Genomic DNA, 22,449 nt, shown 5'->3' with positions numbered 1-22,449 from the left:
AAGCCAAACGCTCATTTATGCAGTTTGGTTATCTTCAAGTATCTGCGGCCAATAAATCCTCGATACGGGCGAATTGCATCCGCGGTGTCGCCGACAATATGTACCATAGCCTGCGCGGCAATTTTTGTATTGAATTCAGAGGCTGTGAGTTCGTCGACATGAGTAACCCCTGACTTAAATCTTTCGGAATCACATACGACGAAAGCTACCCGCGGAGAGATCGGGTAGTAGAAGTCAGAATATTTAGGAGGAGAAAACTCTGTCTCCGATACACATTCATGCACATTGACAATCGGTTGGTCAGATGTAATGAAAGGAACCTTCGTGTCATTGACGAGCAGCGTGTGTCGCGATACTTGGCGATCTTGATATAGGCTGAAGCCCAGGTTTATTCCACTCATGTAGCTGATAAACCACCATGCGTGCTCTATTGCATCGGCTACATGACGCTCTTGAGTTGTACCTCGTGAAAATGCTCTGACAGCGTTATCCCTTAATGTCTTGGTGCGAAATACCTGATGCGCAAAGAATGCCAAGAATGCCAACATGTTCTCTTCGCTTTGTAGTACATCCAGGCTTCCCGTGGCCAGTCCATCTAAAATCGGACGAGCTCTTTTTTCATGATCCGCATGTAGATTTTCAAGAGTATTGCAACTCAAAGCGTGAATGCTTTGGTCGACCTCTTGGTTAGAGACGCCACGCCTACGGTAAAGCGTCTCGGCATCCTGAATTTTCAGAAAATCCGAGAGTAGAGACATATGCAATTGTTGCAGGTTTTCCGGGCTATTTTTAGAAATAGTCTGAATAACTCTTACATGCAATGCATTGAGCTTTGTAGTCTTATAAAAGTAGTCGTCGACAGCTAAGGAACGCACGCTGTCACAAGCAATTTTTCCTGTTGATGTGGTGTAAAAGACTTTTTTAGTTCCCGCTCCCCAACGGGTTAAGTATTGTGCCCAAACATAATGGTGCCGTCTTTTTATTTCAATTTGACCGTTCGACATTAACTTCGCTCCGTAGATCACATGCGCTCAACAAGCTTGACGGATGCCTGCTGGCATGGGAAGGCTCAATCGGTTCTGCTCAATGTAGCGACAAACCGTATTTAGGGAAATATCGAGTCTGCGGATAATCACTGATCGAGACCCGGTCACGAATGTATCAGCGTTGAATAATTCCAAGTAGGGCAACGTCTATTCCTACCTTCTTCCTTCGCTGTCATGAGCAGCATTGTGGGCCTACACAATGGTCAATTGAGGAAGTTCCGGAGAGTGATGGTCAGATCTAAACGCAAAGCGACAGACGATGATTGAGATCAAAAAATCACCAACTAGACCTCATGACGAAGCGCTGATATACCTAGTGGATGAGTGGTACTGTCGAAAAAGTAGATTTCCTTTTTCCCGATTTCAGCAAGTACCCGAGCTTTAAACTCAAGGATTTTCTCCTCCGCTTGATTGGGCCAAACTCCGACTGCAATTGACGCTAGATCACTATTTCGGAGTGCATCTAAAAGGTGCTGATCAAAATCCTTGTTAAGAGATTGACCGAGGACAACAAGGCTTCCATCCAGTGCCTGGAATTTTTCAAATGAGAATCGTAGATAGTCGTTTCTTTTTATCCGAGACAGTTTATGTTCTGATGTGCCTTCCGATATGAAAAGGGGAAAGTACTCCGGATGCTCTAAGTCAAATAAGTCAACCAATGAATTCAGGCCATTAGCAGTTAACTTCTTTGTTTTGCCGTCTGGAAGTTCGACCAAATGAATAGCGCCATGTAAATAACAAATCACGCTTCGATCAGCATTCACCGATGTATTTTCGGGATCAAAAGTATTTCCCTCGTTCCAAAAAAGATCCTTAAATCGCCATGTATCTTCGAACATTATTGACCAATAGGGAATTAAGTCATAATTGGTCGTGAATATATTTCTATAGTTTCGCAACTCCCGATTGATAGCACTCAATCCATCCATATCGTGAGGTACATGAGAGTAGCTGACGGCTGCCGCGAGAGCGTTTTTTGTGCTGGTGTAGAGATCGTCGATTGCATCTCTTTGCGGTGCCCCCAACTGCTCATCCACCAGCCTGGCGTGAAAAAGTATGCGCAGAACCTCTTCAAAATTTGTCGAATTCAGCTTATCAAAAAGAGCGACACTTTGTGCATTGAGGCGTTGCTGAACCTCACCACCTTTTGCTACCTCATAAAGGCTCTTATACCCAAATCTTTCCCAAACATTGATACTGAAGCCATTACCCAGTAGAAGTGACTTCCATGCAGTTTCGCGGATCTCGTCCCAGTGAATTAGATGATGATCAATTTTTTGCTCGGGCACTATCTTTCCTTTGTAATTTTCCTCAGTTCTTCCGTCGTAAGGACTGAATGATTCAGATGTCAGACATTGGGCGGCACTGAACTTCTCGCGACTCCACCCAAACTCTATTGAAAAGCTTATCCAAGGTCTTTTTGTAGAGAACTTCAGAATGCATGCCAACCGCTGATTCAATCTGATCGCTCTTGCCAAAATCAGAACTCGACACCCAGACTGTCCCTGGGGCCACCAACACTACTTTCGCGTTGTTCTTTGAGTGAAGAACAATTCGGATATTAGGATAGCGACGCTTAAGATATTGCGCCTCAGGTTCAGCGTCGCTGTTGGCGATTATAAAAAAATCACGTGGCCGCTTCCCAATGATCTGCGAAATGTAATCCGGATCTGGCAAAAGTCCGGTCATGACAAAAATGGGGCCTGTTGCCCGCCCTATCTGGGACAAGCGGGTGTTCCATGTGCTTGCGCAAATTGACATCTTGGCATCATCGCAAGCGAACATGAAGCCGCCATTGTCGTCATTAAAAGCCACGGGCTATTCCAATCATAGAGAGTTCTCAAGGGACCAATACTTGCCCCGCCACTATCCTCGGATGAGTACATTTCCCGAGGAAGAACTCAATAATGTCATAGATTCTCGGCAATCATTACTTGTTTTCACTAACACACCATGCAATAATCCAACTATTAGGCCGATTTTATACAACTAAATATCCTTTAAATTCAGTTACTTAGGTTTTCACTGGCCCAAATGGTAGATATAGCAGAAGAATTAGTCCAGATTGTAAAGTTTGGTGTCAATGGTGATGCCGAGCGTGTTCGCATACAGGTAATGCGACTGATTCGCTCATTGCGAGCGACGGGGGACCCGTTAGCTGACTTGCTTCAGCAGGTAATGGTGAAGGGAGATTTTGCTAACCAGGCTACTCGATCACAAAGAAAGAGCTCTGTATCTGGCATTTCAGCGGCAGTTCCCGTAGACACTGATAGTCGCCTAGATCTTCTTCGAGTCGAGGACCCTCCGCACCTACCTCATCAATTGATCTGCAATGACGTAGTGAGTGCACAATTAGCTCGCTTGATAGATGAGCGTAAAGCCATTTCGAAATTGTCAAAGATCGGGCTACACCCTACCCGTACCGTTCTTTTTACCGGCCCGCCTGGGGTCGGGAAAACGATGGCTGCACGGCACATCGCTGCCGCCCTGAAGCGACCATTGTTGACATTAGATCTAGCAACCAGTGTTAGCAGCTTTCTTGGCCGCACTGGCAATAATTTGAAGCAAGCTTTTGAATTCGCGCGCTCACAACCATGCGTACTTTTTCTTGATGAGTTAGATGCAGTCGCGAAGCGCAGAGATGATGACGGTGATATAGGAGAGTTGAAACGTCTAGTTACGGTCATTCTCCAAGAACTTGACCTGTGGCCTTCAGACAATTTACTCATCTCTGCAACCAATCATGGACAGCTTCTTGATGCAGCTGTCTGGCGCCGCTTTGAGACCATAATTGATTTCCCGCGCCCGGAAAGAGATGAACTTGTACGACTTTCTTCTGCCACGTCAATGAAAGGCGACCCGCTTCCAAAAGCCTGGAGTTCTCTCTTAACTATTTTACTGAGCGGAACCTCTCAAAGCGAATTTGTTAAGCAAGTAGATCGCTTGCGTCGCGCCATTGTTATCGGTGGTAGTGAGAGTGGGGAGCAAGTTTTATCGGAGTTGGTTTTTGAGCGCTCGGATAAGCTTTCGAAGGCCGAAAAGAAGGAGCTTGCTGTTTCACTCGTCAAAGATGCCAACCTTACCCAACGATCGGTAAATAGGCTAACGGGGATTGCTAGAGAAACTTTACGAACAGCATTAGCAGGGGGAAAGAATGGCTGAGAAGGTAAATTTCATACTTGGTAGGGGAGAGACACTTGCGGTTGATGTTAAGTACAGAAATCGCGACGGTAGGTCCGAACCACCGTATTCGCTATCAGCACAGAAGAAGCATCTTGCCCCGCTTTTCAAAAAGCAAGCAGAGGCCATGCGATCCATTCCTAAAGACGCATGTCCGAATGACCAAGCCGTTTCCATTATTGTTCTGCATCCACAGTATTACTCTCGAAGTGCTTTTCCTGAACGTCTTCTTAAAAAATTCGACCTCCGATTAATCGGGAGTAAGCCTGTTCAGGTAAAGCCCCGAGCCGGACGAGGTAGCGAGAATGACTCAGGCGCATCTTCGACAGCTATTTTTGTCGCAGCGAAGCGCTCAACATTTTCAGCTCTCGCAGAAAAAGTTCAATCTCTGACCGAGGATGACAAAGTCTCTGAAGACATTTTAAAAATTGAAAGCGTATCTTCATATGGAGTCGACGACCGACTCATGGGGCAGTTATCCAAAGAAAAGAGTGATCTAGAGGTAGTTGTCCATTTCGATTCCTTCAACGATTGGGAGTGGGAAGATGAATTTGTCGAATTTGCCAAGCAAGCAGGCATAAAGCTAGAGGCGAACAAGACATACCAATCTCGGGGACTCTGGTTCCTATCGGCTAGTGGAACTTCTGCCGCAGCAGGGAAATTGGCACAGTTCACTTTTGTCCGTGCCATCCGACCAATGCCAAAACTTCGAATTTTGGAAAAGCCAACGATGTTGCGCTCTGCCGCATCGACTCCCAAAGTTATTCTTCCCGCAGAACAGGCAGTGGATCCCGATTGCAAGGTCGCTGTTTTTGACGGGGGCCTTCATCCAAATCATCCATTTGGTCTGTGGGCAACAGCAATTGAGCCAGCACCAATCGATGGCATCGGCAACGCTATTCCGGAGCTGCTCGACCACGGAACGGCCGTTACGTCTGCAGTTTTATTTGGCCATGTTGAGGGAGGTCATCTTCCTCGCCCATATTGCTCGGTAGACCATTATCGTGTGCTGGGAGATAAGGTGAGTGATAAGGCTCTGTATAACGTCATGCTCTACGTGGACAAGATTCTTTCACAAAGCAATTATTCATTCGCAACGTTTAGCTTCGGACCGAACGAGGTCGCAGGTGATGATCACGTAACGGCCTGGACGTCCATGCTGGATGACCATCTCGGATCTTCGGAATTGCTCGCTACCGTCGCCGTTGGCAACAACGGGGAACTTCCTTGGCCAGATAATCGCATCATGATTCCAAGTGATAGTGTGAACGCGATTGCCATTGGTGCTTCCGACAGTCTCAGCGAGGAATGGCAGCGGGCATCATATAGTTGCATTGGCCCTGGAAGACATCCGGGTCTTGTAAAGCCAGATCTCGTACACTTTGGTGGAATCGAGGAAAACCCATTTAGATTTGTCTTCCCTGGTCCTGTTATCGCTGGAGACTGTGGCACGAGTTATGCAACGCCTGCGGTAATGCGCGTTGCAGCCGGCTTACGTGCTTTCTTTGGAAGCTCCCTATCCCCGCTTGCGATTCGAACCCTACTGATTCATAGTGCAGATCAGGCTGGACATGATCGTGATTCAGTAGGTTGGGGCTCTGTTCCTCGTGATATTACGAATATTACAGTCTGCCCTGATGGCTCAGTAAGAGTGCTGTATCAAGGCAAGTTAAAACCAGGCAAGGTTTTGCGAGCGCCAATTCCGTTACCTAGTCAAGAACTCAAAGGGGATGTGCACATTGCCGCTACGTTCTGCTATAGCTGCACAACCGATCCTCATACGCCTGGCGATTACACTCGTGCAGGGTTAGACGTAACGTTCAGACCGCATTCTAAGAAATTCAAGAAAGATCCCTTGTATCCTGACACCGCTTCTTTCTTTAAACGAAATGAGAAGAGCAAAGAGCAGGAGCTCAGAAACGACGCCCACAAATGGGATACTGTTCTTCATAACGAGCTAAATAAGCGAGGAAGCTCTCTGCATGAGCCGGTGTTTGACATACACTATTTGGCCCGTCAACCGGGTATCGCATCTAGCCCAGTTGATGCCACATCCCTTTCCTATGCGCTAGTTGTAACGGTGACTAGCGAGAAAAACCAAGATCTCTATGATCGGGTGCTTGCTCGCTATGCCAACCGGCTTACAGTTATCAAGCCTCGTCTCGATCTGCCCATTTCTGTTACCAATAGACCGCGCCGAAGTTAGCACCGTCAAGGGATCGTGGAATAAATGCGAATTCATTCGCGTTTATGCCGCGAAAGTCCCTTGATCGGCGATGGAGAAAATACCCTCTGTCATGGGTTGCGACAGCCCTTGGGTGACGCAACCCATGACGACAACTAGGGAGTAATTACTGTCGACGAAACGTCAACAGTATAGTGATTTAAAGCGGGATCAATGCGGCAAGAGATTTTGCTAACCATCTGATTTGACAGGTAAAGCAGCTCCACTGCGGGAGTTACGTACGGATTGAAAATCCTTGTGTCGGTGGTTCGATTCCGCCCCGGGCCACCAAGAATGTCCCAAGCAAAAACGCCAGCCCTTACCGGTTGGCGTTTTTCATTTCCGGGACCGAAAATCCTGTGCCTCGTCTATTCTTGACTCTCGCGCAAAATAACGCTCTCCTACCGCCGCTGAACGTTGCCCCCTGCCTTCCAGGCAAAAAAGACTGGCGCTTTAGTAACTCAAATCACTCGTACTTGCTTGGGGAAAAACATTCCTCATTGGCAATGAAACTATGATTGCGATCTACGAGCGCCAGCGACGCTGCCTTATCTCTCCTGCAATATACTGCTTGCTACTGCTTGCCGATCTTGCTTTCTTACTCTTACCCATCAAGAGAAGCGCAGACTAAATTTAAGCTAAATAAGAATTGAAAAATGGGGGCCACTTTGAGTGTAAAAAAATTTTTTGAGAACGACTTCCACTCCACGCTGTACCCATTAAAAACAAACTTAATCTTAATCAGAGAACACCATCTGGCGCTTGAGAAACACATAGAAGATATTTTCTCGAAAGCTCCTCAGCATGCTGATAAGAGCTTTCTGGCTCAAACACGCGTTTTTGCGGCAAAGCCCAAGCACCACTTGCGTCGAACTGCAATTCTTGACCCGGTAGCGTCTTACTTTATATACGACCTTACCTACAGAAACAGAGCTGTTTTCCGCCCGACCTCGATTAAAAATCGCAAGAGTTTCGGGTACTGCTTCGCTAAAGGGATTCCAGTTTCAGTGCACGCTGCGTACCAAGATTATTCAGCGGAAGCAAATGCAAGTGAACTGTTTTATGAGCACTGGCTATCATTTGATGTCTCGTCATACTTCAACTCAATCTATCACCATGATGCTACCAGCTGGTTTAGTCAATTGAGTGGAATTGACGAAAAGGACGCTGATGCCTTTGGCAGATTTTTTCGCGAAATAAATTCGGGAAGATCGATTGACTTCCTCCCCCAGGGAATATACCCGACCAAAATGATTGGGAGCGCGTTTCTTCAATTCGTCGAACAGTCTGGGCAGTTACGGAGCGCAGAGGTGCTCAGATTCATGGACGACTTCATCCTATTTGATGACAACAAAGACGTTTTACTCCATGACTTCATGGTCATCCAACGACTGCTTGGCTTAAGAGGGTTAAACGTAAATCCAACTAAAACGAGATTCAACCGGAGTGCCACAGAGGTCCATGATGCGATGTCCGAAATAGAATTGCAGCTGAGTGAAATCTTGGACGAGGATTACAACGATAGGTCATTTATGGCGTCCGGAGCAGAACTTTACGATTGGGATAACGATGATGAAGAAGTTAAAACCAATAGCGATGCCTCGCGACCATCTCTCGACGAATCACAGATTAAGCGGCTATTAAAGCTGCTTTCAAATCCTGCAGCTGATGAGTCGGATGTCGAAGCAATTTTAAACTTGCTTCATTCAAATACCGATGGATTAATCGCCCATATCCCAACTTTGCTCGCTAGATTTCCAAATATCGTAAAACAACTCCATATTGTTGCCGGGGCAATTTCAGATAAAAACGCCTTAACAAAGGAAATCCTGAAATTCATATCAGGAAACACTCAATTAATTGAGTACCAGCTTTTCTGGTTAGCAGTTATTGCAGAAGAACACCTAAGTGAAACAAGGGATTTTGGGAAACTTCTATTCAAGCTTTATGACAGATCAGCAGACCACAAGATCGCTCGATCTAAAATTCTCGAAATTCCCGAGCAGCGTTTTGGCCTAAAGGAAATTCGAGAAGAAATTCTGAAATCAGGAAGTTCGGAATGGCTAGGGTGGGCTTCAGCCATGGGTGCTCGCAGCATGAGCAATCGGGAGCGGAATCATCTATTAGGGTATTTCGCCAAATCCTCCCCTCTCAACAGTCTGATTGCTGAATGTGTACGAGGATTGTAAAAACCTCTTCGGTTTTAATTATCGCTGTCGTGAGTATATATCCCGCAAATAGATAGTACTGATATCTTCAATATCTACCGTTCATTTAGCGCGCCATGGCATTCAAAGAAAAAATCAAAAGAGCAGTTGCAGCTTACGTTGAGGCACATCTTCCAGACGAAAGATTCTACAAAAACTATTTTTGGTTTATCTCCGACGGAGCCCTCAGAGAACGCCTAGAAGACGAGTTTAAAGCGGCACGCTATATCTACAAGTTGCTGGAAGGCCTGCAGGTGAAGGATGCGCTTTTGGTTGCTCAATGCAAGATACAAATCTTGCTCTATGCGTCCATATACGAAGCTATTCTTCATCACGTTTTACTTCAGGATTATAAGGATACCCTTCCAGTCAATAAGCTCACGTCTTATGAACACAAGGTTCCAATAAATCCCTCAAAGGATCTTCTTGAGAAGATCAAAAAGACCTATGTACCGACAGGTGCCTTTGCAGTTTACAAGAATCAAAACAAGCAGATTGATGAGCGAAAAATTGTCTTCGAGGATAAGGCTCAAACTGCAATGGATCTTGGATTAATAAACTCAAAAACCAAGGAGGTCATATGTGATATCTATAGCATGAGAAATGCTATTCACTTACATGCAGAACTACGTCGAGGACTAACCTACGATCTTAAAGCCGCAAAAAAAGCCTATTGGCATCTTGAAGGTTTCTCCACGCAAATCGGCAACAAATTGGAAAAAGACGGTAAGGCTAGCCGCCCCTCAATAAGTTCCCCCCCAACTATTGCATCGACAGAAAAAACTTTGCGCAGAATCGTTCGCCGATATTTTCTCAATTTTATGAAATGGCGTTGATTTGTCTCTTACCCCAAGAAGACAATCATCTATCTCGGCCCGGAATTGTATTTCAAGAATCAATCCCAGTTAATTGCACCAATCCATTTTTGGATGCTCCATTGAACTGATACCGTTGATGATTGATGTCAATCCTGTGTTCGCGAAAGAACTCCGCATATCTTGGCTCGTTGAAATCCAAGACATATCCACCGCGATCAAAAAGCTTTTCGAAGATCACTTTTTCAGAGCTTTTCAGTGACGACATAGCAGGCCTTTACGTTGTCCGTAGAGATGGAAGCATCTTGAATTGTGTCTCGCCCCTTGAGTTCATGGTTCGGCTCATTGATTGCGTGTGAGGGAACACGAGGCAAAAAATAACACCGATACTCGCGGTGCTTATTCTCAAGTTGGCGCGTCGCTTTGGGCTGACTACTTCGAGCCCCCATTCACAAACCTCACCTCCACCCGCCGATTCCGCTCATCACCGGCAGCCAGCCCCGATAAAGGCTGCGAATCCCCATACCCCGCCACGATCACCCTGCGCGCGGCTTCCGATGCGCTACGTCCGATCAGCAGCAGTCGCGCTTCGCGCGCACGGGCGGCGGAGAGGGTGATGTTGTCGTCATAGACGGTGCAGTAGGCACGGACATCCGTCACCGGTGCCTTGACCGGCTTGTCGTCGGTATGGCCTTCCACATAGATGCGGCCGGCCGGGTTCTGCTTCAGGTAATCGGCGATGCGTTGCTCCACCTGCGCAAAGGCGGCCCGGGCTTCCGGTTCCACGCAGGCGCTGCCGCGGCGGAAGGCGCCTTCCTTCAGGGTGATCGTGCCTGCCTCGGTATCGATGGCAACCAATCGGGAAGCGCCCTGCTGCGCAAATACGTTCTGCACCTGTCGCAATACGCCGGTCACGCCCTGCTCGCGCTGATCCTGTTCCCGCTGTTCCTGCGCCGCCGTGGACGTGTCGGCACGCGATGCAGCCGGCGTCATTGTCGGCTGCGCCGACGCTGATGCCGTCGAGGGCGTGGGCTGGGGTGGGGTCGGTGTCGGTGCTGGCGTAGTTGCTGTTGTAGTTGCTGGCGGCGATGCCGGCGTCGGCAATGGTGCCGCAGCCGGCACGCTCTGCGCCGTACGCTGCTGCGCAAGGGCGGCCTGCGCGGCCTCGGTCCCGCCTGCGCGATGCACGGCCAGCAGCACCACCAGCACCGCCGCCAGGGCGGCCATCAGGCCGGTGGCGACCACCCATTCGTTGTCTGCCTGTTTCATCGCTGCCTCAGGTCAGGAAGAGCGTGCAGTCTGCCGCTGCAGGGCGTCCATCAACTCGGCATGGCGCAGGTGGGCGCGTTGCGCTTCGGCCTGTTGTGCCGCCACCAGCGCGTTGCCGCTGTGGGTGATGGCGTCGATCAGGCGCTGCCGGTCTTGCGCCTCCAGTTGTGCGCGGGCGTGTGCCTGTTCGGCATCGAGCCGCCTGAGGGTGCTTACGCTCCAGGCCAGGCGCGCCTGTTCGCGCGCGCTGAGGGTGATGCAGATCTTCAGGATCAGGTAGGCCAGGATGCCCCAGGTGGCCATCCTGAATTTGGCGCCCAGCGCATCGATGACCGCTGCCAGTGCGCCCGGCGCCTGTTGCGGGCCGAGTACCGCAGCCGTATCGCCCAGGGCCAGGCCCAGGCCGATGAAGCTGCCGAGCAGGCCCAGCATCAGCACCATGCCAGGCGCGACCTGCGCCCAGCGTTCCGGCGCGGTCGCGACGGCCTGGCTCAATTCTTCCGGGGTGGTGGGTGCAGGCAGGGCGAGGCGCCCGCCGGTGAGTGCGCCCAGGCGGGCCTCCCATTGCGCCGGGCGGGCGCTGCGCGCCAGCAGCAGCGGCAGACCGATCACCAGCGCCAGCAATAGCAGCGCCACCACGAGCTGCAGGCCGCCATCGGCCGCGCCATTCCATTGCGGCATCAAAAAATCCAGCACGGATTTATTCATCGCCGGCCCCCGTCTGCATCGTCCATCCCCTCATCCCTTCCCCCTTGTCGCTTGGTCGCTTTTGTCTCATTACCACCTGTAAAGAATGAAGATTAGCAGAAAGACCACACTCGGTAACCAAATGCCGACTTCAGCAGACTGCTGTAATGAACCGGTCACAAGTCGTCAGCAGAATTTCAGTTCTTTACAATCTGCTATCAACTCTTTGCACATGGCGCGCTCCTCCTTCCCTCTTCGTCTGCTTCCATTGGTGCTTGCCCTGCAGGCGATCTACGCTCCCGCCCACGCGGCCAACTACACGGTCGGCAACGGCACCACCGACACCACGGCCAAGACACTGACCAAGAACGGCAGCGACACCATCACCGTCGATGCCGGCGGTACGCTGGCCTCGGGCAGCGCGGCCAGCATCAAGACCTCGCAGGACAACGACAACCTCTCCACGGTCACCATCAACAACGCCGGTACGATCAGCCAGACCAGCGGACTGTCGGCCATCAGCATCAACAACAAGAAGGTCAACCTGATCCTCAACAATGCGCTGGGTGGGGTGATCACGAGTTCGTCGAGCGCGTCCAAGACGCCGACCATTCTGATCGGCAAGGGCAGCGATAGCTTCTCCATCGTCAACCTCGGCACCATCTCGCAGACCGGGCCGACGCCGACCAATGCGGACAACGGTAAGAACTACGCGATCAATGCCAACGGTGACTACTCCACGACCGGCAACACCATCGTCAACGGCTCGGCCACCAACAGCAGTGCCACCATCAGTTCGTCGAGCTCGACCGCGATCAAGATGGGCTCCAACATCCTGCTGACCAACTATGGGCGCATCTTCACTACCAGCCCGGTCAACACCTCCTGCCCGGATTACCTCAGCGCCTGCGCCAGCGGTTCGCCGCCGAAGGCGGCCGATGGCATCTCCATCGATGACGGCATCAAGAATGCCGTCGTGGTCAACTACGGCAGCATCACCGGCGCACGGCACGGTATCGATGGTGGTGACCCGGTCGCCGCCACGCCGGACAACAACCTGGCCAATGCCATCCAGCTCACCCCGCACCTCACCACCACCGGCATCAGCTTCGATGCCACCTATGCCGACGGCAGCACGCGCAGCAATGTCACCATCAGCAACAACGTGGTGATCAACCAGGCCGGCGGCGTCATCACCGGCAATAACGGCTCGGGCGTCGGTTTCGACAGTCACGGCGTGGTCTTCAACTACGGCACCATCGTCGGCAACTATGCCGGTAGCGGGCGCGTGTATGACGTGCTGGGCAACGGTGCCACCACCAGCAATGGCGACGGTGACGGCGTGGACATCGACGGTACCGCCTATATCGAGAACTGGGGCAGCATTCGCGGCACCGGCGCCGGTGGTCTGGATTCGACCGGCCAGCCCAATGGCGCCGATGGCGTGGCCGCTGGCGGCGGCACGGTGATCAACCATGCCGGCGCGGTGATCTATGGCGATGCGCACGGCATCCTGATCGACGACGGCAATGACTGGTCCAAGGACGCCAGCAATCCGCTCATCACCTACAACAACGGCAACACCACCGGGCGCGGCACCAGCAGCGTCAATGGCAGCAAGGCCTACATCGTCAACGACGGCAGCATCATCGGCAACAAGGGTGTGGCCGTCGGCCTGGTGGGCAACTACGACGACACCCTGATCAACAATGCCAGCGGCGTCATCACCGGTGGCGCCCAGGCCACGCTGACCGGCCAGGGCGGCAGCACCACACCGGGCGCGGCGGTGCAGATGGGCGGTGGCAACGACACCCTGATCAACTACGGCCGCATCGAAGGCAAGAACGGCCTGGCCATCGACATGGGTGATGGCGACGACTCGCTGCAATTGCTGGGTGGCACCGTGATCGGCACCATCAACGGCGGCGCCGGTACCGACACGCTCACCACCGGCGGCACCCAGACCTTCGCGGCGGGTGTGCTGTCGGGCTTCGAGAACTTCGTCGTGCGCGATGGCGTCACGCGTTTCAACTATGACCTGGGCACGGTCAGCAACATGACCGTCAGCCAGGGCGCCGTACTGCAGGTCAATGGCGCCTTTGGCACCAGCGGCAACCTGGCCGTCAATGGCGTGTTCCAGGCGGCCGATGGGACGGCGGTGCGCCGCATCAATGTCGGCGGCAATTTCTCGCTGGGCAGTGGCGCCACCCTGCAGGTCGGCGTGGCCGGTCCGCAGGCCAACCAGATCGTCACCGCCGGCAGCGCCACGCTGGCCAATGGCGCCACCGTGCAGCCGGTGGTCAAGACCTACGTCCCCAACAGCGCCCGCTGGACCATCCTGTCGGCGGCCGGCGGCGTCTCGGCCGATGTGTCGCAACTCCAGGTGGCCAACACGGCCACGCTGAACTACAGCCTGCAGCTCAGTGGCAATGACCTGATCCTCAGCGCGCAGCGCACCAGCAGCGTCAGCGATGTCACCGGCAGTCCGCTGGGCCGGGCCCTGGATGCACTGGGCAACAACAGCAACAACGCGCAGGTGCAATCGCTGCTGGCCTCGCTGGATGCGCTGCCCACTGCAAGCGCCTATCGCAGCGCGGTGCGACAACTGCAGCCCGAGACCAATCGTGCCAGCCAGCAGGCGGCACAGGTGGCCATGGGCAGCGTGTTCTCGGCGGTGTCCGGGCGCATTGATAGCGCCCGCAATGACAGCCAGGTTGCCAGCACCTCCGGCATGGATGGCAAGCGCGGCAGCGGCATCTCCACCGGTGAAGCGGCTGCCCGCAGCCGTGTCTGGCTGCAAGGCCTGGGTGCCTGGGGCAGGCAGGATGCGCGTGCCGGCGCCGATGGCTACAACATCAACGCCTACGGCATGGCGGCTGGCCTGGAAACCGACCTCTCCGCACGTGAAGTGGCTGGCCTCACGCTGGGCTACACCCGCGCCGGTACCCGTGGTAACGACAATGCCAGCGGCAATGATGTCGATGTCGATGCGGTGAACCTGGGCGGCTACCTCGGCCTGGACATGGGCGGCTGGACCCTGGACGGCTCGCTCATGGTGGGTGGCAATCACTACAGCAGCAAGCGCGCCATCAACTTCCTCGGACAGAACGTGAACGGCAGCTACAACGGCTGGCAGCTCGGCGCACGGGTCGAAGCCGGCCTGCCCTTTGCCATCAGCCAGACCTGGTCAGGCCGTTGGCTGGCGGGCCTGCGCCTGTCGCACCTGGCCAACCAGGGCTATACCGAGAGCGGCAACGCGGCGCTGGCGCAGAGCGTGGGCGCGACCAATGCCAATTCCGTACAGCCAACGCTGGGCGTGGAACTGAATCGCGTCAACGACAACGGCGACCGCCTGCAACTGCGCGCACGCTACCTGCGTGAACTGGCCGGCAATCCGGATGTCACCGCCAGCTTCGTGGCCGGCGGTCCCAGCTTCACCACCGCCAGCGCCGCGCCCAATCGCGATGCCGTGCAACTGGGCGCGAGCTATCGCTTCAATGCCGCCCACGGCAGCTACGGCACGCTGGGCTACGATGCCGAAATCCGCGATCGTGCACTGGTGCATCAATTGACGGCACGGGTGGGCTGGCTGTTCTGATCCGGCCTCATTCCACCAACGGCCCGCAGCGTCAGCTTGCGGGCCGTTTTTACTCGGGTGACAATGCGCGCCATGCGCTTACCCTTCCTACCTCAACTGCCCTATCGGAATCTCCTCGCCGGCCTGGCCATCCTGCTGGCCGGCTGTGCCGGCGATCCCCTGCAACATGCTGACGGGCTGGCCTCCGGCGCGGCCTTCCAGCGCGAAGAGATCGACACCGGCCGCTTCGTGCTCACCACCTACGTGAAGGCGCGGCCCGCGCCGGCCGTGCTGCGCGTCTATATCGAGGGGGATGGCCGTGCCTGGCTCAGCCGCACCCAGGTCTCGCCCGATCCGACCCCGCATGAGGCCATGGGCCTGCAGCTGGCATTGAGCGATGCCCGCGCCAATACGGCCACCAACACCGCCGCCGGTACCGCCACCGATACGGCGAACGGTACCGCCCTGCTCTATCTGGCGCGCCCCTGCCAGTTCACGCCGATGGCGCGCAACCCTGCCTGTGGCCCGGCCTACTGGACCGGTCTGCGCTATGCCCCGGAGGTGGTCGATGCCATGAACCAGGCCCTGAGCCAGTACGTGGCACGCTTCAGGCCGGCACGCCTGGAACTGGTCGGGTATTCCGGCGGCGGTGCCATCGCGGTGCTGCTGGCAGCGCGGCGCCAGGATGTCAGTGCCATCCGCACCATCGCCGGCAACCTGGACCACGTGGCCGTGAACCGCTGGCATCAGGTCTCGCAGATGCCGGGCTCGCTCAATCCCATCGACCTGGCGCAACGGGTGAGGACTATCCCGCAACGTCACTTCAGCGGCGCCGATGATCGCGTCGTCCCCACCGCCATTACCCGCGACTTCGTGGCACAGACCGGGTCCTGCGCTGCCCTGCAGGTGGTGCCGGGCATGGCCCACGAGAGTGACTGGCCGGCCATCTGGCCGGGACTGCTGCGCCAGCCTCTGCCCTGCACTTCGCACACTGCTGCTGCCGGCGGCAAGACACAATAAAAAAGGGTAGCCACGGCTACCCTGGCTACCCTCTTTCGATTTCCTGGTGCGGGGATCAGGTCGCCGCATCACGGCTTGCCGATTCCGTCACACCGGGGCTGGCACCTTACAGCGCCATGTCGGCTGCGGCATTGGCCTTGGGCTTTTCCATGCTGCCCTTGGCGCTGTCCTTGCCACCGGCCTTGGGGGCGATCTCCGGTGGCGGTGCCAGTTGCAGCACCTCGCTGGTATAGGCCCATTCCTTGGCAACCTGGTCGGGATGGTCATTGAGCCTGGTGCCGTAGCTGGGGACGATCTGGCGCACCTTCTGCTGCCATTCGGGTGTGGCCAGCTTGTCCTTGAAGACCTTCTCCAGCACGGTCAGCATGATCGGCGCCGCGGTGGAGGCACCGGGCGATGCACCCAGCAGGCCGGCCATGCTGCCGTCGGCCGAGGCCACGATCTCGGTACCCAGCTTCAGTACGCCACCCTTGCTGTCGTCGCGCTTGATGATCTGCACGCGCTGGCCGGCTTGCCACAGGCGCCAGTCTTCCTTCTTTGCGTTGGGGAAGTATTCCTTCAGAGCCGCGAAACGCTGGTCATCGGACTGCATCAACTGGCCGGCCAGGTATTCCACCAGCGGATACTCGTCGATACCGACGCGGGCCATCGGCCAGACGTTGTGGGTGGTGGCGGTGGAGAACAGATCCCACAGCGAACCCTGCTTCAGGAACTTGGTCGAGAAGGTCGCAAAGGGTCCGAACAGTATCACCCGCTTGCCATCCAGCACGCGGGTATCCAGGTGCGGCACCGACATCGGCGGCGCGCCCACCGAAGCCTTGCCATAGGCCTTGGCCAGGTGGCGCTCGGCGATGGCGGGATTGTCGGTGATCAGGAACGAACCACCGACCGGGAAGCCTGCGTAGTCACGCGCTTCCGGGATGCCGGATTTCTGCAGCAGCTTCAGCGCGCCGCCACCGGCGCCGATGAAGACGAACTTGGCATCTGTCTCGGTGGTGCTGCCATCCTTGAGGTTCTTGTAGCCGATGCGCCAGCTGCCGTCGGCGTTGCGGGTGATGTCGCGCACTTCGCTGGAGAGCTTCAGGGCGAAATTGGGGCGGCTCTGCAGATAGCCGGCGAACTGGCGGGTGATCTCGCCGAAGTTCACATCGGTACCCAGCGGCGTCCAGGTGGCGGCCATCTTCTGCGCCGGATCGCGACCTTCCATCATCAGCGGTACCCACTTGGCGATCTGCGCGTGGTCTTCCGAATATTGCATGCCGGCAAACAGCGGGCTGGCCTGCAGCGCCTCATAGCGCTTCTTGAGATAGGCCACGTTCTCGTCGCCCCAGATGAAACTCATGTGCGGGGTCGAATTGATGAAGGAGCGCGGGTTCTTCAGCACGCCGTTCTTGACCTGCCAGGACCAGAACTGGCGCGAGATCTGGAAGGCTTCGTTGATCTCGATGGCCTTGGCGATCTGGATCTTGCCGTTCTTGTCTTCGGGCGTGTAGTTCAGTTCGGCCAGGGCCGAGTGGCCGGTGCCGGCATTGTTCCAGCCGTTGGAGCTTTCCTCGGCCACGCCATCCAGGCGCTCGACCATTTCCATGGACCAACCCGGTTCCAGCTCGTTGAGCCAGACCGCCAGGGTGGTGCTCATGATGCCGCCGCCGATCAGCAGCACGTCGACCTTCTTGACGTCGGCCGCCTGCGAGGCTGGTACGGTGACCAGCGCAACTACGAATCCCAGCAAGGCCAGGAAAGATTTTTTCAACATTGTCTAAACCGTTTGTGATGGAGAGAGGGCTGCCTCCCTGCGCCAGGCGCGGGAGTCGGACAACCGGTGCGGGACGCTTCCTGCACGCCTGCCGTGGAGGGCAGGCGCGACATGAGGCGCCACGTGCAATCCGCGCCACTGCCGGGCGGCGTATCGGCGACCGGGCGTGGCCGCGCGGGGCCACGGCGCACGTCACGGGTCGCGGGTCGGGGTTCGCTGCCCGCGGCGTGCCTGCCGGATTCAACTGCCTGTCCGATGCCTGTCTCCGGCATTTGGGGAATGCCTGTACAAATCGTCTCCGTCAGAGCGGACCGGGATCGGGTCATGTCGAGGGAGCGCAGGGTAGCACGGTGCCGATACCGGCGGCGATTGCGGATATCCCTCATTACCGTGCAGGCACAAGCCTGTTCTCGCTCAGGAAATCCCCGATACCGGCAGCACGATGCAGGCCTGACAATGTGAACAGCAAAAACAGTCACCATCCCTCACAGGGATCACCAGAACAGCCAGGGGCCCGTATGCAGACCGTCATCAACAAGCCGGAGAATTTCGCTTCCTACGTCTATCACGACCGGGCCTTCGACTGCGAAACCGCCAAGATCCTGCCGGGCGAGTACTACTACACCGGCGCCGACATGATGATCGTCACCGTATTGGGTTCCTGCGTATCAGCCTGCCTGCGCGATCGCGTCAGCGGCGTGGGCGGGATGAATCACTTCATGCTGCCCGACGGCGGTGGCGAGGCCGATAGCCCCGTCTCGGCTTCGATGCGCTACGGCACCTATGCCATGGAAGTGTTGATCAACGACGTCCTCAAGGCCGGCGCCCGGCGCGAAAACCTGGAATGCAAGGTATTTGGTGGCGGTGCGGTGTTGCGCGGGATGAATGCAATGAATGTCGGCGAACGCAATGCCGCCTTCGTCAGGAGCTTCCTCTCCGCCGAAAAGATCCGCGTGGTGGCCGAAGACCTCAACGACATCTGGCCGCGCAAGGTCCACTTCTTCCCCCGCAGCGGCAAGGTGCTGGTCAAGAAGATCAAGGACGCCGGCGCCGACCTGGCCAGCCGCGAACGCGAATATGCCTCCAAGCTGCAAGCCAAGCCGGTGGGTGGGGAAATCGATCTGTTCTGAATTTCTGCTCCACCAACACCTCTTCTTCCCCTTCCGTATTGCGTACGACCGGTACGATGCCGGCGTGCGCGCTCGTCATTTCACGATTTTCCGCTTCTGGTAACATGGCGCTTCGGCAGCGAAGTATCCACATGGATACAATTGCGCGCGATATCGCGTTCAATGATCAGGCTGCCGTCGATGTACACCATCAAGGAAACCGGAAAGTTCAAGACGTGGCTGGCCGGTCTGAAGGACCTGCGGGCGCGTTCGCGAATCGTGGCCCGCATCGTACGTGCGGGACAGGGTAACCTCGGCGACTGCGAACCTGTGGGCGATGGCGTCAGTGAAATGCGGATAGCGTATGGCCCTGGGTATCGTGTCTATTTCGCCCGCGAAGGAGAGATAACCTATCTCCTTCTATGTGGCGGCAACAAGTCTTCTCAGGCGCGCGACATTCTGGCAGCCAGGGAACTCTGGCGGCAACTCAGGAAGAAGTGATTCGGCCAGGACATCAAGGGAGCCAGCATGACAAGTCGGAAATTCAACAGCGGGGATCTGCAAGTCTCCGTGTTCGATCCGGTGGACTATCTCGACAGCGACCAGGCAATGGTCGCCTATCTCGAGGCCGCCTTCGAAGAGAACGATCCTGCCTTCCTGATGGGCGCACTCAGTGACGTCATCCGCGCCCGCGGCATTGCGGAAGTTGCCAGCAAGGCCGGGCTGGGACGGGAGAGCCTCTACAAGACCCTGAAGCCGGGCGCCGAACCGAGGCTGGGAACGATCCTGCGCCTGCTGGGCGCGCTTGGCATCCGCTTGAGCATCAGCCCCGCGCGGGCAATTCGCAAAGCGAGAAAACCTGCCGCTGCCAAACCTGCGAAGCCTGCGACGAAAGGCAGGCCCATCAGGAAATCGGCGTCGACTCAGTCTTCCGTCGCCAAGCCCCGATCGCGGAAGGCCCATGAAGAAAAAGGTCCCGCCAAGACCGGTGCTGCACGAAGTCAGCCCTCCGCCTGAACCCTCTGACCATCAACAAAAAATGCCGCCCGGCACAACACCGGGCGGCATTCCGTTGCATCGACGCCCAACTTGCGGGCGCCTGGGCACTTACTTCTTCAGCGTCGTCAGTCCCTGTTCGACCAGGGCCTTCAGCCAGCCCAGGCCAGCCGAGGTAGCGCCGGCCGGGTTGTATTCGCAACCGATCCAGCCCTGGTAACCCAGAGAATCGATCAGCTTGAGCAGGTAGGGATAGTTCAGCTCGCCCACGTCTGGCTCGTGACGTTCCGGCACACCGGCGATCTGGATGTGGCCGATGCCGGGCATGTCGCGCTTGAGCTTCACGGCGACGTCGCCCTCGACGATCTGGCAGTGGTAGCAGTCGAACTGCACCTTCAGATTGGGTGCGCCCACTTCGGCGCAGATGGCTTGCGCATCATCCTGGCGGTTCAGGAAGAAGCCGGGAATGTTGCGGGTGTTGATCGGCTCGATGACCACGGTCAGGCCGGCGGACTCGGCCTGGTGCGCGGCGTAGGACAGGTTGTCCAGATACACGGCGCGGTGCTGTGCGCGATCCTGATCAGGCTTGATCAGGCCGGCCATCACGTGCAGGGTCTGGTTGCCGATCACGGCGGCGTATTCCAGCGCGATGTCGATGCTGCGCTTGAATTCATCCTGGCGGCCCGGCAGCGAGGCAATGCCGCGCTCGCCGGCAGCCCAGTCACCCGGAGGCGCATTGAACAGCGCCTGGGTCAGGCCGTTGGCCTCCAGGCGCGACTTGATCTCTTGCGGCTGATAGTCGTAGGGGAACAGGAACTCGACGCCGGAGAAGCCATCCTTGGCGGCGGCGGCGAAGCGGTCCAGGAAATCGTGTTCCACGTACATCATGCTCAGGTTGGCGGCAAAACGCAGCATCGGGTTCTCCTTGATAACGAAGGGGGCCAGTGTAGCGCGAACGCGGATCGCCGCGCAGACACCGACGGTGCAGAAAACGTCAAAGCCCGCAGGCACAGGCATGCGGGCTTCGAACGGGACATCACATTACTTGTTGACCACGCTGGGCTTGGTCATCAGGGTGGCGACCGAACCTACCACCAGCATGATGGCCAGCATGTACATGCCGGTCGCATTGCTCTGGGTCAGGTCCTTGAAGTAACCGATCAGGTAGGGGCTGACGAAACCGGCCAGGTTGCCCACCGAGTTGATGGCGGCGATACCGACGGCAGCAGCAGCACCCGACAGGAAGGACGTCGGCAGCGACCAGAACAACGGTGCGCAGGTCAGCACGCCAGCGGCTGCCAGCGACAGTGCGGCGATCGACACGGCGGTGTTGTCGGCGAACAGGGCCGCGCCCACGAAGCCCACACCACCCATCAGGGCCGGGATCACCAGGTGCCAGCGACGCTCGCGCATGCGGTCGGCGCTACGGCCGATCAGGTTCATGGCGACGATGGCGCAGCCGAAGGGAATGGCCGACAGCAGGCCGATTTCCAGGTTGCCCTTCACGCCGGTGGCCTTGACCAGGGTCGGCATCCACAGCGTCAGGCCGTACTGGCCCATCACGAAGGAGAAGTAGATCAGGCACATCAGCCAGACACGCGCATCCTTGACGATGGCGCCGAAGCCGTGCTTGCTCTCCTTGCCCTTGGCGTCGCCGTCAATGTCAGCCTGCAGGGACTTCTTTTCGTCGTCACTGAGCCACTTGGCGCTCTTGACGTCGTTGTCCAGGTACAGGACCGTGGCCACGCCGATCAGCACGGCGGGAATGGCTTCGATCAGGAACATCCACTGCCAGCCTTCCAGGCCGCCATTGTTGTGGAAGGCATCCATGATCCAGCCCGACAGCGGGTTGCCCAGGATACCGGCCACGGGGATGCCCGACATGAACACCGCGATCACCTTGGCACGACGGTGTGAAGGGAACCAGTAGGTCAGGTACAGGATGATGCCGGGATAGAAACCGGCCTCGGCCAGACCCAGCAGGAAGCGCAGGATGTAGAACTGGGTGGCGTTCTGCACAAACATGAAGGCCGCCGAGAGGATGCCCCAGGTGATCATGATGCGGGCGATCCAGATGCGCGCGCCGACCTTGTGCATCAGGATGTTGCTGGGCACTTCGAAGAGGAAGTAGCCGATGAAGAACAGGCCCGCGCCCAGACCGAAGACGGTCTCGGAAAAGCCCAGGTCCTGCGACATCTGCAACTTGGCGAAGCCGACGTTGACGCGATCCAGGTAGGCGATCACGTAGCACAGCATCAGGAAGGGCATGATGCGCCAGAAGACTTTCTTGTACAGACCGTCCTTGGTCTTGTCGTTGACGTCGAGTCCGACGCCGGTGTTGCTTGCGGTGGTCATGGTGTTACATCTCCCTAAGAGTGTCGCGGCTGCAGCTGCGGCCGCTGGTTGCTTGGCGCCCGTGGTCTGACGGGCAATTTATGGATTCAATCGGGGCGCCAGCCTCTCCTTCCGAAAGAGGCTGGCGCCCGGCATTGATGGACCGGTCTTGCGCCGGCTTTCTTGTCCCATTCCTGCACCTATCTCCTGACGATGGGCGCAGGCAGGG

Annotated in this window: 17 protein-coding genes; 9 read left to right on the top strand and 8 right to left on the bottom strand. The window is 56.1% G+C overall.

Features of this window, described 5'->3' with window-relative positions:
- Positions 1–11 precede the first annotated feature (11 nt).
- The 3 genes from ACEOAC_RS03480 to ACEOAC_RS03470 all read right to left on the bottom strand — a co-directional run bounded on the left by ACEOAC_RS03480 (position 12) and on the right by ACEOAC_RS03470 (position 2,861).
- Positions 12–1,004, bottom strand: a complete 993-nt coding sequence (locus ACEOAC_RS03480) for a DUF4238 domain-containing protein (protein WP_413443975.1) — start codon at positions 1,002–1,004, stop codon at positions 12–14.
- 326 nt (positions 1,005–1,330) lie between these two features.
- On the bottom strand, positions 1,331–2,335 hold the full coding sequence (locus tag ACEOAC_RS03475; RefSeq protein WP_413443974.1) for a DUF4917 family protein: 1,005 nt from the start codon (positions 2,333–2,335) through the stop codon (positions 1,331–1,333).
- Between the two features lie 52 nt (positions 2,336–2,387).
- Positions 2,388–2,861 carry a hypothetical protein gene (locus ACEOAC_RS03470; RefSeq protein ID WP_413443973.1) on the bottom strand — a complete coding sequence of 158 codons (474 nt, stop codon included), beginning with the start codon at positions 2,859–2,861 and terminating at the stop codon, positions 2,388–2,390.
- Positions 2,862–3,386: 525 nt separating this feature from the next.
- On the opposite strand from ACEOAC_RS03470, the gene ACEOAC_RS03465 reads away from it, so the two are divergent.
- From ACEOAC_RS03465 to ACEOAC_RS03450, 4 genes are all read left to right on the top strand, one after another.
- A complete protein-coding gene (locus ACEOAC_RS03465) occupies positions 3,387–4,208 on the top strand; it encodes an AAA family ATPase (RefSeq protein ID WP_413443972.1) in 822 nt (273 codons plus the stop codon).
- On the top strand, positions 4,201–6,432 hold the full coding sequence (locus ACEOAC_RS03460) for a S8 family peptidase (RefSeq protein ID WP_413443971.1): 2,232 nt from the start codon (positions 4,201–4,203) through the stop codon (positions 6,430–6,432). Before ACEOAC_RS03465 ends, ACEOAC_RS03460 begins: the two co-directional genes overlap by 8 nt.
- A 674-nt stretch (positions 6,433–7,106) precedes the next feature.
- Entirely contained in the window at positions 7,107–8,639 is a 1,533-nt protein-coding gene (gene drt5 / locus ACEOAC_RS03455) for an antiviral reverse transcriptase Drt5 (RefSeq protein WP_413443970.1), read from the top strand.
- Between the two features lie 95 nt (positions 8,640–8,734).
- Positions 8,735–9,493: a hypothetical protein gene (locus ACEOAC_RS03450; protein ID WP_413443969.1), complete on the top strand. Its 759-nt coding sequence runs from the start codon at positions 8,735–8,737 to the stop codon at positions 9,491–9,493.
- Positions 9,494–9,904: 411 nt separating this feature from the next.
- On the opposite strand, the gene ACEOAC_RS03445 is transcribed toward ACEOAC_RS03450, so the two are convergent.
- Together ACEOAC_RS03445 and ACEOAC_RS03440 are read right to left on the bottom strand one after the other, a co-directional pair.
- Complete coding sequence (locus tag ACEOAC_RS03445) at positions 9,905–10,741, bottom strand: flagellar motor protein MotB (protein WP_413628690.1); 837 nt, start codon at positions 10,739–10,741, stop codon at positions 9,905–9,907.
- A gap of 12 nt (positions 10,742–10,753) precedes the next feature.
- Positions 10,754–11,449, bottom strand: a complete 696-nt coding sequence (locus ACEOAC_RS03440) for a hypothetical protein (protein ID WP_413628689.1) — start codon at positions 11,447–11,449, stop codon at positions 10,754–10,756.
- A gap of 211 nt (positions 11,450–11,660) precedes the next feature.
- Here ACEOAC_RS03440 and ACEOAC_RS03435 point away from each other — a divergent pair, with 211 nt between their 5' ends.
- Together ACEOAC_RS03435 and ACEOAC_RS03430 are read left to right on the top strand one after the other, a co-directional pair.
- Positions 11,661–15,026, top strand: coding sequence for an autotransporter domain-containing protein (locus ACEOAC_RS03435; protein WP_413445178.1), 3,366 nt, complete (start codon positions 11,661–11,663; stop codon positions 15,024–15,026).
- 72 nt (positions 15,027–15,098) lie between these two features.
- Positions 15,099–16,025: an alpha/beta hydrolase gene (locus ACEOAC_RS03430; protein ID WP_413445177.1), complete on the top strand. Its 927-nt coding sequence runs from the start codon at positions 15,099–15,101 to the stop codon at positions 16,023–16,025.
- A gap of 106 nt (positions 16,026–16,131) precedes the next feature.
- On the opposite strand, the gene mqo is transcribed toward ACEOAC_RS03430, so the two are convergent.
- Positions 16,132–17,781 carry a malate dehydrogenase (quinone) gene (gene mqo, locus ACEOAC_RS03425; protein ID WP_413445176.1) on the bottom strand — a complete coding sequence of 550 codons (1,650 nt, stop codon included), beginning with the start codon at positions 17,779–17,781 and terminating at the stop codon, positions 16,132–16,134.
- A gap of 518 nt (positions 17,782–18,299) precedes the next feature.
- Here mqo and cheD point away from each other — a divergent pair.
- From cheD to ACEOAC_RS03410, 3 genes are all read left to right on the top strand, one after another.
- Positions 18,300–18,911, top strand: coding sequence for a chemoreceptor glutamine deamidase CheD (gene cheD / locus ACEOAC_RS03420; protein ID WP_102663692.1), 612 nt, complete (start codon positions 18,300–18,302; stop codon positions 18,909–18,911).
- A 180-nt stretch (positions 18,912–19,091) separates the two neighbouring features.
- Positions 19,092–19,391 (top strand): type II toxin-antitoxin system RelE/ParE family toxin, encoded by a 300-nt coding sequence (locus tag ACEOAC_RS03415; protein WP_006461468.1) that lies wholly within the window; start codon positions 19,092–19,094, stop codon positions 19,389–19,391.
- Between the two features lie 27 nt (positions 19,392–19,418).
- Positions 19,419–19,907: an addiction module antidote protein gene (locus ACEOAC_RS03410; RefSeq protein ID WP_413445032.1), complete on the top strand. Its 489-nt coding sequence runs from the start codon at positions 19,419–19,421 to the stop codon at positions 19,905–19,907.
- A 90-nt stretch (positions 19,908–19,997) separates the two neighbouring features.
- Here ACEOAC_RS03410 and otnI read toward each other — a convergent pair whose 3' ends face one another.
- Positions 19,998–20,801: a 2-oxo-tetronate isomerase gene (gene otnI / locus ACEOAC_RS03405; RefSeq protein ID WP_413445031.1), complete on the bottom strand. Its 804-nt coding sequence runs from the start codon at positions 20,799–20,801 to the stop codon at positions 19,998–20,000.
- A gap of 126 nt (positions 20,802–20,927) precedes the next feature.
- Positions 20,928–22,241 (bottom strand): MFS transporter, encoded by a 1,314-nt coding sequence (locus ACEOAC_RS03400; RefSeq protein WP_006461465.1) that lies wholly within the window; start codon positions 22,239–22,241, stop codon positions 20,928–20,930.
- Between the last annotated feature and the right edge of the window lie 208 nt (positions 22,242–22,449).

It is taken from the genome of Herbaspirillum frisingense (genome assembly GCF_047325095.1).
GTDB lineage: Bacteria > Pseudomonadota > Gammaproteobacteria > Burkholderiales > Burkholderiaceae_D > Herbaspirillum > Herbaspirillum frisingense.
This window is presented reverse-complemented; position numbering and strand designations above follow the sequence as displayed.